Raw genomic sequence first — 14,114 nt, forward strand, 5'->3', positions numbered from 1 at the left:
GGATTCCCTGTCTTTGTTGTCTCGCGGAACGCAGTTTGGAGTTGAGCCAACCGGAAATTGGGACAAGGCCGGTGGACTTCGTGTCGCTTTCGCGGTGTGAGGAGGAGGTGCAACTGCAGGTTCCTCCACTCCCGTTGGTCGGTCGGAATGACAGCACTAACACAGGCTACGTTGGTGGGAATGACAGCGCTAGCGGGCTATGCCCGCGCGTGCCTGAGCATGGGCGCTGTGGGCTGTTTGGTTGCAAGGTAAGTGTCGACGGCTGCTGCGGCTTTGCGGCCTTCCGCGATGGCCCAGACTACGAGCGACTGACCACGGCGCATGTCGCCGGCGGCGAAGATGCCATCGACGGAGGTCATGTATTCCGCGTTGGTGGCGATGTTGCCGCGCTGGTCGAGGGCGACGCCCAACTGCTCGATCATGCCGCCTTTGACTGGACCGAGGAAGCCCATGGCGAGAAGCACCAGATCGACGTCGAGGGTGAACTCGGAGCCGGCGATGGGCTCGAACTTCGGTGGCGGACCAACGCGGAGGGCATGAACCTGTTTCACATTGCCGTTCTCATCGCCGGTGAAGCGGACGCTGTTGATGGCCCAGTCGCGAATACCGCCTTCTTCGTGCGCGCCTTCAGTGCGCAGTTGCAAGGGCCAGAGCGGCCACGGCGTTGACGATGCGCGGGTCTCGGGCGGCTTGGGCATGATTTCAATCTGGTGCACGCTCTTTGCTCCCTGGCGATGAGTGGTGCCGAGGCAGTCTGCGCCGGTGTCTCCGCCGCCAATGATGAGCACGCGCTTGCCCGCAGCGCTGATGGAGATGGCCGGATCAACGTAGTCGCCTTCGTTGCGACGGTTCTGCTGGGGCAGGAACTCCATGGCGAAGTGAATGCCTTTAAGTTCGCGGCCGGGAATCGTGAGATCGCGCGGATGCTCGGCACCGCCGGCGAGCAGGATGGCGTCGTAGTGTCCGGTGAGAGATTCGATGGGAACGTTGCCGCCCACATGCGCGTTGGTGAGGAAGGTGACGCCTTCGGCGCGCATCTGCTGGAGACGGCGATCGAGGACGTGCTTTTCAAGCTTGAAGTTGGGAATGCCATAGCGGAGCAGGCCGCCGACGCGATCGTTTTTTTCGTAGACGGAGACGGAATGGCCGGCGCGACGGAGTTGCTGGGCTGCGGCGAGGCCGGCGGGGCCGCTGCCGACGACGGCGACGCGCTTGCCGGTGTTCTGCTCAGGCGGCTCGGGCTGGATCCAACCTTCATCCCATGCGCGCTCGACGATGCTGCGTTCGATGAGCTTGATAGAGACTGCGGGCTGATTGATGGCGAGTACGCAAGAGGCTTCGCAAGGTGCGGGGCAGATGCGGCCAGTGAACTCGGGGAAGTTGTTGGTGGCGTGCAAGCGGCGGATGGCGTTTTGCCAGCGGCCGTTGTAGGCGAGGTCGTTCCAATCGGGGATGAGGTTGTTGACGGGGCAGCCGGTATGGCAGAAGGGGACGCCGCAGTCCATGCAGCGGGCACTCTGCTCGCGCTGCTTTTCTTCAGGGAATGGCTGATAGATTTCGAACCAGTCCTGCACGCGTTCTTCGATGTTTCGGCGTGTCGCCTGTTCGCGTTCGATTTCGAGAAATCCTGTGACTTTACCCATGCTGCACCTCTTGGGCTGCCGCCTCGGCCTGAGGCGCTGCGTTTGTTGGCGGACAGTAGATGGTGTCGACGCGTTCGACACCGAGCACGCGTTTGTACTCGTGCGGGAAGACCTTGATGAATTTCGGCTGCGCGTCGGCCCAGCGCTCGAGAATCCACGCAGCGCGCGGGCTGCCGGTGTAATCGCGATGGCGCTCGAGAAGGGCGCGGACTTCGGCGATGTCCGCTTCGGTTTCAAGCGGCTCGAGATCGACGCTGGCTTTATTGCAGCGGCGCGTGGAGAAGTCGCCCTGATCATCAAACACGAAGGCGCGGCCACCGCTCATGCCCGCGGCGAAATTGCGCCCCGTGGTACCGAGCACGACGACGGTTCCGTTGGTCATGTATTCGCAGCCGTGATCGCCGACCCCTTCAACGATAGCGGTGGCGCCGGAGTTGCGGACGGCGAAGCGCTCGCCGGCAATGCCGTTGAGGAAGACTTCACCGCTGGTGGCGCCGTAGAGAACGACGTTGCCAACGAGGATGCTTTCTTCGGGCAGGAAGAAAGAGGTCTTCGGCGGATATGCGATGATGCGTCCGCCAGAGAGGCCCTTGCCGAGGTAGTCGTTGCTGTCGCCTTCGAGTTCGAGGGTGACGCCGTTGGGAACAAATGCGCCGAAGCTCTGGCCGGCCGAGCCTTCGAACTTGAAGTGGATGGTGTTATCCGGAAGCCCAGCTGACCCGTAGCGGCGGGCGATCTGGCCGCCCAACATGCCGCCGACGGTACGGTGGACGTTGCGGATGGCGAAGTTGCCGGTGACGGGTGTTTTTGACTCGAGGGCGGGCGCGGCTTTCGCAATCAGGGCGTGATCGAGAGCCTGATCGAGGCCGTGATCCTGCGCCTGTATCTTGCGACGTGCCACGCGCGAGGGAACGGTGGGCGCGTAGAGGATCGAGGAGAGATCGATGCCTTTGGCTTTCCAGTGAGCGTCGGCGAGTGAGGCTTCGATCTTGTCGACGCGGCCTACCATCTCGTCCATGGTGCGGAAGCCGAGTTTAGCCATGTGCTCGCGGACCTGTTCGGCGATGAAGAAGAAGAAATTAACGACGTGCTCAGGCTGGCCGGTGAACCGGGCGCGGAGAACCGGGTCCTGCGTGGCGATGCCGACGGAACAGGTGTTGAGGTGGCACTTGCGCATCATGATGCAGCCCATGGCGATGAGGGGCGTGGTGGCGAAGCCAAATTCCTCGGCGCCGAGAAGGGCAGCGATGACGACGTCGCGTCCGGTCTGGAGTTTGCCGTCGGTCTGAACCTTGATGCGGCCCCGGAGGTCATTGAGCAGCAGCACTTGCTGGGTTTCCGCGAGGCCGAGTTCCCAGGGAAGGCCGGCGTGCTTGATGGAGCTGAGCGGAGATGCGCCGGTTCCACCATTGTCACCTGAGATGAGCACGACGTCGGCGTGCGCCTTTGAAACACCGGCAGCCACGGTGCCGACGCCGACTTCAGAGACGAGCTTGACGGCGATGCGGGCTTTCGGATTGACGTTCTTGAGGTCGTAGATCAACTGCGCAAGATCTTCGATGGAATAGATGTCGTGGTGCGGCGGCGGCGAGATGAGTCCGACACCGGGAATGGAGTGGCGTGTCCTGGCAATGACATCGTCAACCTTGTGACCGGGGAGCTGGCCGCCTTCGCCGGGCTTTGCACCCTGCGCCATCTTGATCTGCAACTCGTCAGCGTTAACGAGGTAGTTGGTGGTGACGCCGAAGCGGCCGCTGGCAACCTGCTTGACGGCACTGCGGCGAGAGTCGCCGTTGGGATCGGGAGTGAAGCGCGATTCCTCTTCGCCGCCTTCGCCGGTGTTTGACATGCCGCCGAGGCGGTTCATCGCGATGGCGAGCGTTTCGTGGGCCTCCTTGCTGATGGAGCCGAAGCTCATGGCGCCCGTGGTGAAGCGCTTGACGATTTCCTTGGCGGGCTCAACTTCTTCGATCGGGATGGGCTTGACGGCGTACTTGAGTTTCAGCAAACCGCGCAGGGTGCAGAGGGTGCGGTTCTGGAGATCGAGGAGGTCGGTGTACTCCTGGAAAGTGGTTGCGCTGTTGGCTTGAACCGCATGCTGGAGCTTGCTGATGGTGAGGGGATTGAGCAGGTGATACTCGCCGCCCTCGCGGTACTGATAGTGGCCACCGACAACCAATTCGGTCTCAGAGTCGGTGAGGGGCTGGAAGGCGTAGGCGTGCTTCATCTGCGCTTCACGAGCGAGCACGTCGAGTCCGACGCCTTCGATGCGTGATGCGGTACGCGGGAAGTAGGTCTGGATGAGGTCGTCGTTGAGGCCGATGGCTTCGAACACCTGGGCGCCTCGATAGCTTTGCAGGGTGCTGATGCCCATCTTGGAGAAGGTTTTCAGCAGGCCTTTGTTGATGGCTTTGATGAAGCTCTTTTCCGCGTGACCGGCGGAGACGTTATGGGGCAGGAGACCACGGCGCTTGAGGTCGTGCAGCGTCTCGATAGCGAGATAGGGGTTGATGGCACTGGCGCCGTATCCGATGAGGAGGGCGAAGTGCATGACTTCGCGAGGCTCGCCGCTCTCGATGATAAGGGCGACCTGGGTGCGGGTCTTCTCTTTGACGAGGCGGTTGTGCACAGCGGCCATGGCGAGGAGGCTTGGGATGGGCGCGTAGGTGGGATCGACGCCGCGGTCGGAGATGATGAGCAGCGTGTATCCGGAAGCGACGGCATGCGCGGCGCGCGCGCTGAGTTCCTCCAGCGAGTGACGCAGGCCGGGTTCGCCATCCTCGGCGCGGAAGAGAGCGGGAAGCGTAGTGGCGAGCAGATCGCCGGAGGAGACGCGACGGAGCTTTTCCAAATCTCGATTGGAAAGAATCGGGTGCGGCAGCTTGAGCGTGTGGCAGTTTTCGGGAGTTTCGTCGAGGATGTTGCGCTCGGTGCCGATGTAGCTGATGAGCGACATGACGAGTTCTTCGCGGATGGGATCGATGGGCGGATTGGTGACCTGGGCGAAGAGTTGCTTGAAGTAGTTGAAGAGCGGTTGCGGGCGGTCTGACAGGCAGGCAAGTGGCGTGTCCGTGCCCATCGAGCCGACAGGCTCTTCGCCGCGTGCGCCCATGGGAGCGAGCAGCAGACGAAGGTCTTCTTCGCTGTAGCCGTATGCGCGCTGGCGGCGCAGAAGGGTTTCGGGATTCGATGCGATGACGCGCGACGGCTCGGGCAGGGAATCGAGCGAGACCTGTTGCTCTTTGAGCCAGTCGGCGTAGGGCTGGCGTGCGGCGAGGCTCTTCTTGATTTCGGTGTCGGAGATGATGCGCTTCTGGACCGTGTCGACGAGGAACATGCGGCCCGGCTGCAGGCGGCCCTTCTTGCGAATGTCTTCAGCGGGGAGGTCGAGAACGCCGGCTTCGGAGGCGAGGACAACGAGATCATCTTTCGTGACGAAGTAGCGGCCGGGGCGGAGGCCGTTGCGGTCGAGTGTGGCGCCGACGACGCGTCCGTCAGTAAAGGCGATGGCGGCAGGGCCATCCCATGGTTCCATCAGCGATGCGTGGTACTCGTAGAAGGCGCGCTTGTCTTCATCCATGTCGGGATTGCCGGCCCATGCTTCAGGGATGAGCATGGCCATGACGTGGGGAAGGGAACGTCCGGACTGGAAGAGGAATTCGACGGCATTGTCGAGCGAGGCGGAGTCGCTGCCCTCGGGCATGATGACGGGAAAGAGTTCCTTGATTTTTTCGCCGTGGAGCGGGTTGTCGAGAATCGACTGGCGGGCGGTCATCCAACTGACGTTGCCGCGGATGGTGTTGATTTCGCCGTTGTGGGCCACATAGCGGTAGGGATGGGCGAGCTTCCAGCTTGGGAAGGTGTTGGTGGAGAAGCGCTGGTGGACGAGGCAGAGGGCGCTGGTGACGAGGGGATTGGCCAGCTCGAAGTAGAACTTTTCGATCTGCGGCGCCAGCATAAGGCCCTTGTAGACGATGGTGCGGCAGGAAAAGGAGGGGACGTAGAAGTCGTCCTTGCCCTCGATGTCGGAGGCGGCCATCTCGTTTTCGGTGCGGCGGCGGACGAGGTAGAGCAAGCGCTCGAAGGTGTCCTCATCCATGCCATTCGGACAGCCAACGAAGAATTGTTCTATGTACGGTTGCGAGGCACGGGCTTCGCGGCCGATGGCGTCTCCGTTGACAGGTGTGTCGCGCCAGCCTAAGACTTTCAGGCCTTCCGCGGCGGCGATACGCTCGAAAACTCCTTCACACTGAAGGCGGCTGTGCTTGTCAACCGGAAGGAAGACCATGGCGACGCCGTACGCGCCGGGGCCGGGGAGCTGGATGCCGAGTTCGCCGCACTCGCGCGCGAAGAAGACGTGAGGGATCTGGATGAGAATGCCTGCACCGTCGCCAGTCTCCGGATCGCAGCCTGCCGCGCCGCGATGGGTGAGGTTGATGAGCACCTCGAGGCCCTTGCGGATAATGTCGTGGCTTTTTTCGCCCTTGATGCTGGCCACGAGGCCCATGCCGCACGCATCGTGTTCATTGCGTGGATGGTAGAGGCCCTGAGGTTTGGGAAAGCGATGGCGTTGATCCGATATCTGCATGGCTACCTTCTTATGAATGATGTCGCTCTGCGTTTTCAGCGGTCAGGAACGGCAAAGACACAATCAGCGAGGCGTTTTCCAATGGAATTCGCCGGGGTAGTTCTGAGGGGCCCGTCGTGGCAGGCCCAGACACATGGGGATAGTGCTGAACTCTCTACTATATCTGAATTCCGATTCCGTTATTCCCGAATTACGGAATGGGCCGAATTAAGGCTTTGTTTTCCACACGCGTGGAAGGGCAACGGATGCAGGGGCTGGAAAGCCCCGACGCATATTCGGCTGCAAGCCCGGTGCGCGCAACGTCGTGATTTCGCTCCCCGTGGAATGATCAGAGTTTGCAAATGAGGAGTTCGCGCTCATAGATCATCTCTGGGGGGAGATGATCGTGGAGTTCGATGAACAGCTCTTCGTGGGCGATGACTTCCTTGCGCCAGGCTGCGCGGTCGACGGTCATGAGAGCGTCGAAGGCTTCGCGCGGAAAGTCGAGGCCGGTCCAGTCGATGTCTTCGTAGCGAGGTACCCAGCCGATGGCCGTTTCGCGACCACGGCCATGGCCTTGCACGCGTTCGACGATCCAGCGGAGCACGCGCATGTTTTCGCTGAAGCCGGGCCAGAGGAATTTACCGTTGTCGTCTTTGCGGAACCAGTTCACGTTGAAGATGCGGGGAGTGACGTCGAGGCCGCGTTGCATTTTGATCCAGTGACGGAAGTAGTCGCCCATGTGGTAGCCGCAGAAGGGAAGCATTGCCATGGGATCACGACGGACTTTGCCAACGGCGCCGGCAGCGGCAGCGGTGGTCTCAGAGCCCATGGTGGCGCCGAGATAGACGCCGCTGGACCAGTTGAAGGCCTGGTAGACGAGGGGGAGAGTATGAGAACGGCGGCCGCCGAAGATGATTGCGCTGATGGGAACGCCTTCAGGAGACTCCCAGGCAGGATCCATGGTGGGGCATTGCGAGGCGGGAGCAGTGAAGCGTCCATTGGGGTGCGCGGCGGTGGTGCCGTTCTTTTTCCCGATGGCAGGTGTCCAATGCTCTCCGTGCCAATCGAGGCATTCGGCCGGCGGCTTGTCGGTCATGCCTTCCCACCAGACTCCACCGTCGGGAGTGAGCGCGACATTGGTGAATATGCTGTTGCGCGCGAGTGCCGTCATTGCCGAGGGGTTTGTTTTCACGCTCGTTCCAGGAGCGACTCCAAAGAACCCGTATTCAGGATTGATGGCTCTTAAGCGGCCATGGGTATCGGGTCTGATCCACGCGATGTCGTCGCCGACTGTCCACACCTTCCAGCCGTGCATGGACTTGGGTGGTATGAGCATGGCGAAGTTGGTTTTTCCGCAGGCGGATGGAAAGGCGGCGGCGACGTAGGTTTTTTCGCCATCGGGACTTTCGACGCCGAGGATGAGCATGTGTTCGGCCATCCACCCCTCGTCGCGCGCGATGTTTGACGCGATGCGGAGCGCGAAACACTTCTTGCTGAGCAGGGCATTGCCGCCGTAGCCGGAACCGTAGGACCAGATCTCGCGGGTCTCAGGGAAGTGGACGATGTACTTGGTGTCGTTGCAGGGCCAGGGAACGTCCTGCTGGCCGGGCTTGAGCGGCACACCCACGGTGTGCATGCAAGGAACGACACGCTTTTCGTCCTTGTCGATCTCAGCGAAAACGGGAGCGCCGATTCGAGCCATGATGCGCATGTTGACGACGACATAGGCTGAGTCCGTGAGTTCGACGCCGATGCCGGACATGGACGATCCTACCGGGCCCATGCTGAAGGGGAGCACGTACATGGTGCGGCCCTGCATGCAGCCCTTGAAGAGCTGCTTGAGGCGGCGGCGCATGACGTAGGGGTCTTCCCAGTTATTGGTGGGACCGGCGGCGTCGCGCGAGAGGGAACAGATAAACGTGCGGTCTTCGACGCGGGCGACGTCGTTCGGAGCAGAGCGGGCATAGTAGCACCCCGGCCATTTTTTCTGATCGAGGCGCGTGAAGGTTCCGGCATCGATGAGACGATCGCAGAGGAAGTCGTATTCCGCCTGGGACCCGTCGACCCAATGGATGGAGTCGGGGCGGCAGAGCTCGGCCATCTTTTCGACCCATCGAATCAGGTGCTTATTGGTTGTTGGCGGTGTTTGGAGAGCGGCCGGCTCGTGGTTGAGAACGGATTGCTTCATATTGATATGGTTCTCCTGCGCTGCCTGTCTCTTACAGGCTACAGAAACTATAGCTTGAGTGAAAGTGGAAGAATCCCGATACCTTGGACGCAACAGTTTATCGTAGTGCGCCGCAGGGAATTAGTGATCTAGAATTCGTGGTGGTGCCGGTCAATGACTTCGGCAATGGTGTTTGGCTCCGGATTGGCGGCTTCAGCCTGGTCGCGGACCTTGGCGACGGCGAGCCAGTTGTCCTTGTGGGGATGCTCGGTCATCCAGGGTGGGAGTGGCATGCACAGCTGTTCGCTGAGGCCGACGGCATAACCCTCGTATAGGGCGCGAAGATCGCGGAGACGTTCATAGGATTGGCCGTCGCGGCAGACACTGACGCCGCTCTGGCAGAGCAATTGATAGAGCTGTTCGTAGCGCTCGCGCGGCAATCGGTCGGGAAAGCTCTGGTTTGGCTTGATCGAGAAGACCTGGGCGAGATCGACTATGGCGTGACGAGCCATCGCGAAGGTGAGTTGCGCCTGTCGGGCTTCATGTCCTTGAACGCCCGCGATGAGCAGAGCAGATGTGTCGAGCATGGTGGTGAGTGCGCTGAGCCAGCTTTGGTTGGTGTGCTGCGACCGGAAATAACAGAGCAGGGTATAGGAGATATGACTCTCAAGTAGTTCAGCAGACCATCGCTCCCATTCGGAAAGAAGCGTGGCGAGAGCGTTTTCTGCTCCATCGAAGGAGTGGCGACGCATAAGTTCGGCAGCGGTTGGTGGGGAACCGGCACGGGCATCGAGGAGAGAGATGCTGACTTCGCGCCGCGAGAATGCGCCGTAGAGGACCGGGAAGTAGCCCATGACGATGGCGAGAAAGCCGAAGCCTGTGCCGGCTTCACAGGTGGAGAGGACACGCGCGATCAACGCATGTGGAGTGACATCCCCGAGACCGAGCGTGAAGAAATTGGTGCCGCTGACGTACAGGTCGGTTAAGTATCCGATGGGACGGGAAGAGTCAGTGAATGGACTGCCGAGGGCGTAATAGACGAGGGAGAAACCAAAGACCATGCCGCAGGCCCAGACGACGAGAAGAAAGATGAGTGAAAGCGGACCGTAGAAGCTGAGGGCGGTCTCGCGCTTCCGCGGGTGCTGGATGCGGACGGCAATGAATCTCCAGGGAATCCAGGTAAGGATGTAAAAGATGCGCGTAAGCCGAAGGCGTCCCGCAGCCCGGCGCGGCAGGATGATGGTTTGAAAGGCATCGAGCAGGACGACCAACAAACAGAGAATGCCCACAAACATGGTGAAGATTTGCATTGACCTCCTTCGGCGGCGCTCTTCCCGGCGCCCGATTGCGCAACGTCCGACTATCGTATCCTAGCCGAGTCAAGGCCTCTCCGAGCCCTATGGTTGAACTTGGAAAAGCGCTTCTCGGCCTCGGTCTCCTGCTGCTTGTAATTGGAGCCGCACTGCTGATTGCGGCACGCCTCGGACTGCCGCTGGGTCGGCTGCCTGGGGATTTCTCCTACCGGGGAAAGAACGTGACGGTCCTCTTTCCCCTTGGGACCTCGATATTGATCAGTGTGGTGCTTTCCATCCTCTTCTATCTGATCTCTCGATTTCGCCGCTGAAACGCCCCTTGATCTCGAAACAAACGGCCGGGTCGTCGCTCCTCGATACCTACTTCCCAGGGATCTCAACAGTAAACGCTATCTGTTGATAAGACAGGTACATGCAACCGCTCGCGCCATTTCGAAATGGGTGCAATGTGAACTCTCGACCATTGATCCGTGACGATCATCACACACCCTCACACGGCCATTAGCGATAGCGTGGTTGACGGTCTACTGAAACGATTTAGCCGGGCTTTTCTTAGGGCCTAGCCATTGAGCCTTTCGGCTGAGAAATATTTCGGCAGGGCCATTTGAGATGTGTGAGATTGCGTCGCTTTGTATGCGGGCAGCCGATCAATGGCATGAGCTCAGGAGATGAGCTTAAAAAGCCAATCGCCAGTAAGGGCCTAGCGCCACCGAGGAGAGTGCGGCTCAAACGAAGGAACTTTCAAGATCGGTGAAAAGCCGAGCCTTCGGAATGAGCAAAATCAGAAGACCCTCTCACGGGCTGAAATTAACAAGCATTACCACTGGAAATAGGAGAGTCATATGGACGTGAAAGCAAAACGCACGAGCTACAGGTTCATTCTGTTGCCGCTGTTTTTTGCATTGGCATGCGCGGGAGTTTTTGCGCAGGCCAATTCAAACATCACCGGCATCGTTTCGGATCAATCTGGGGCTGTCATCGCGGGAGCGAGGGTTGTTCTTAGCGATCCAGCCACTGGCGCATCAAAAACTGCGATTACCGGCGAAACGGGTCTGTACGAGATTGCCGGCCTGAATGCAGCCAACTACAACATGACGGTTACGGCGAAAGGGTTCCAGACATTTGTGCAGAGTGGAATCGTCGTCAATGTATCCGCCACATTCCGTGTCGATCCCAGGCTGACGGTTGGTTCGGAGTCGACGACGGTGACTGTGAGCGCAGATGCGCTGACCGTCCAGAGCGATTCAAACGTGGTGAGTACGCTGATCAATGAGCAGCAGATCACCGAACTAGCAACAAACGGCCGCAACGTAGTTGCACTTGCTACGCTAGGCCTCGGCGTGAGCGGCAACCTTCCCGACATGAATATGCCGACGTCGGTGGGCTCGAGCTTCGCCATCAGCTTCAACGGCCTCAACCAGGCTCACAACATCTGGTTGGTAGACGGCGGCGAAGCGTATGACCGCGGATCGGGCGGCAAGTCGTCCATGATGCCATCTCAGGATGCATTGGGCGAGTTCCAGGTAATGGCCAGCAACTATCCTCCGGACTACGGCATCTCTTCGGGCGGCACGGTTTCGATGTCGATCAAGAGAGGCACGCAAGCGTTTCACGGCGAATTGTTTGAATTCGACCGCAACGATGCTATTCAGGCGCACAACTACTTCGACGCGCCGGGAGCTACAAAGCCTGAGCTGCGTTTGAACATCTTTGGCGGCAACATTGGCGGACCGGTCTACATTCCGCACGTTTACAACAACAACAAGCAGCGGACATTTTTCTTCTACAACGAAGAATGGCGCAAGATCATCCAGGGTAGTGCTCCTGCTGGTATTCACACCATTCCTGCTGCGAACTTCATCACCTCTCCGCAGAACCTGACCTACGTGGCTCCGGCATTCAATGCTGGTCATCAGATCGTGGTTCCGAATCCAGCTGAGGGCACAGCTCTTGCGGCCGCGATCGCCTCTTATAACGCGGGTGCGTCGACGAAGCTGGTTCCCGGACAGGCGTTTCCTGGAAACGTAATCCCGGCAGCCCTGTTTGTTGACAATGCCGCGCTGCAGTTCATGGCAGTCGGCGCGATTCCGAAGGCGAACAGTGCGGGCGACCTCACTTCACACTCCGCGAAACAGCCGACCAACGTTCGCGAAGATCTGTTCCGCATCGACCACAACATCAACGACAAGTGGCAGTTGTTCGGCCACTACATTGGTGACTCGGTGGGACAGACGTATGCCACTTCTATCTGGAGCGGCGACAACTATCCGACGGTTGGCTCAAACTTCAGCAACCCCTCGTGGAGCTCGGTCATCAAGCTGACCGGTTCTCTGACGCCCAACGTTCTGCTTGAGGCCGCCTTCAACTTTGACGGCAACAAGATCAGCATTCTTCCTTCGGGTAATGCATACGTGAAGCCATCCGGCTGGACTGGGCAATCGTTCTTTGGTCAGTCGGCTGATGCACTGAATCGTCTGCCCAGCGTGAACCTTGGTTCGTATGGTACACAATTCGATCCGTGGTCTCAGCCCTGGAAGAACGCCGCGTTTGATTATGCAGAGGTGTTCGGTCTCTCGGTCACGCACGGTAAGCACAGCATGAAGTTCGGCGGCGGGTACAACCGCTATATCAAGAACCAGCAGCTATTCGGCAATACCAACGGCTACTTCAACTTCAGCGATAACTGGGATACCACCAAGAACGCCCCGACCACGGCGAACCTCACTGGCGACTCATACATCGACTTCCTGTTGGGGTTGAGCACCGGCTATTCGCAGTTGCAGAACCAGGACATCCGCCACTATGTAAACCAGACGGTATCTGGGTATGCAGAGGACAACTGGCATCTCTCAAGCCGCCTGAGTGTGCAGTACGGCATTCGTTATGATGCTTTGCCGCATGCGTGGGAACGGAACAATCGCCTGGCAAGCTTCGATCCGAAGCAGTACCAGGCAGGGCTGGCACCGACAATCGACCCTTCAACCGGTGCGTTCTGCACGGCGGTTACGGGAGGGTGCGGGAGTGTTAGCGCAGGACTGCAGACCTTCGATGGCGCGCAGTTCTACCTGAACGGTGTAACGATTGCCGGCCAGGGCGGAACACCGAGCGGCATGACCAAGAACTTCTACAAGACCTACATGCCGCGCGTTGGGTTCTCCTATGACCTGACGGGAACCGGCAAAACCATCCTCCGCGGCGGTTTTGGCACGTTCTTTGAGCGCATGCAGGGCAACGATGTATACAACATCGCGACGGCGGCACCGTTCTCGAATACGCCTAGCCTGAGCAATGTAAACTTCGCGAATCCGTTCCAGAGCTGGCAGACCGGCGCATCATTATCTGCGTCTCAGTTGCCGGTAGTGCCGCAAGGCATGACAACGATCGATCCTCGTTATCCCGCACCAGGTGTTGCGCAGTTCAGCTTGGGCGTGCAGCGTGAAATCGTTCCGTCACTCATCCTCGCCAGCCAATATGTTGGCAACGTGGGATGGCATCAGAACGTGATTTTCCCGATTAACGCGTTCCCGTTGAGCACCCCGATGGCCACCAGGAAAGCGGCTGGCGCGGGTAGCCTTACTGGAGCGCAAACCACGATGCTGAGAACCTATCAGGGCTTCAACGGCATCAATGAAGAGTCGAACATTGCGACGACTTCCTACAACAGTCTGCAGGTTGGACTGCGTCAACAGAGTCGTCATGGCCTGAGCTTTGAAGTCGACTACACCTATTCGCACCAGATTGATGATGAAGTGGGTAGCTCTGACTTGAACACGTCAACCAACCCCTTCAACCTCGAGTATGACAAGGGTTCCGGATCGCTGGACCGCCGTCATATCCTCAACATGAACTACGTGTACCAGCTCCCGATCTTCGCTCATTCCACCGGTTTGGCACATAGCATCCTTGGCGGATGGGAGATCTCGGGTACGGTTATCTCGCAGTCTGGTCTGCCTTGGGCCGGTAACAACGCCCCGAGCGATGGTGGATCTGACACCGTCGGTTTGGGCGGCAACTACACCATCCGTCCCAACTTCAGCGGCAAGGTGAGCTATCCGAAGACGAGAGATTCAAAGAGCGTTTATCAGTGGGTCTCTCCGGCCGGATTCTCGCAGCCGGCGGCAGCGTGGAACGGCGGCCCGAACCTGGGCTTCGGCAACGCAGGCAGGGACGTCGTCGTAGGCCCCGGCCGCACCAACTTCAGCACCAACCTCTACAAGTCGTTTGCGTTTACTGAACGCACACGCTTCGAGTTCCGCGCTGAGACTTTCAACACCTTCAACCACACCCAGTTCAATGGCTTCCACAACAACATCACGGGAAGCGACTTTGGCGAAGTGAGCGGTGTGCAGGATCCGAGAACCTTCGAACTCGCAGGCAAGTTAATCTTCTAGTTCGAACTTGAACATAGGGCGCGGTGGCTT

Annotated in this window: 6 protein-coding genes; 2 read left to right on the forward strand and 4 right to left on the reverse strand. The window is 59.4% G+C overall.

The window, feature by feature from the left end; translation table 11 throughout:
• Positions 1-197 precede the first annotated feature (197 nt).
• From VK574_RS07325 to VK574_RS07340, 4 genes are all read right to left on the reverse strand, one after another.
• Positions 198-1,643, reverse strand: coding sequence for a glutamate synthase subunit beta (locus tag VK574_RS07325; RefSeq protein WP_472799178.1), 1,446 nt, complete (start codon positions 1,641-1,643; stop codon positions 198-200).
• Entirely contained in the window at positions 1,636-6,231 is a 4,596-nt protein-coding gene (gene gltB / locus VK574_RS07330) for a glutamate synthase large subunit (protein ID WP_472799179.1), read from the reverse strand. The genes VK574_RS07325 and gltB overlap by 8 nt, the downstream gene beginning before the upstream one ends.
• Before the next feature lie 328 nt (positions 6,232-6,559).
• Positions 6,560-8,401: a phosphoenolpyruvate carboxykinase (GTP) gene (locus VK574_RS07335; protein WP_472799180.1), complete on the reverse strand. Its 1,842-nt coding sequence runs from the start codon at positions 8,399-8,401 to the stop codon at positions 6,560-6,562.
• A gap of 128 nt (positions 8,402-8,529) precedes the next feature.
• The gene (locus tag VK574_RS07340; RefSeq protein WP_472799181.1) at positions 8,530-9,690 is read right to left on the reverse strand and encodes a potassium channel family protein; all 1,161 of its coding nucleotides are present in this window, start codon (positions 9,688-9,690) and stop codon (positions 8,530-8,532) included.
• An 89-nt stretch (positions 9,691-9,779) separates the two neighbouring features.
• Here VK574_RS07340 and VK574_RS07345 point away from each other — a divergent pair, with 89 nt between their 5' ends.
• Complete coding sequence (locus tag VK574_RS07345) at positions 9,780-10,004, forward strand: DUF2905 domain-containing protein (protein WP_472799182.1); 225 nt, start codon at positions 9,780-9,782, stop codon at positions 10,002-10,004.
• A gap of 531 nt (positions 10,005-10,535) precedes the next feature.
• Entirely contained in the window at positions 10,536-14,084 is a 3,549-nt protein-coding gene (locus VK574_RS07350) for a carboxypeptidase-like regulatory domain-containing protein (protein WP_472799183.1), read from the forward strand.
• The last annotated feature ends 30 nt before the right edge of the window (positions 14,085-14,114 follow it).

The organism is Occallatibacter sp. (genome assembly GCF_035317045.1).
Classification (GTDB): domain Bacteria; phylum Acidobacteriota; class Terriglobia; order Terriglobales; family Acidobacteriaceae; genus Telmatobacter.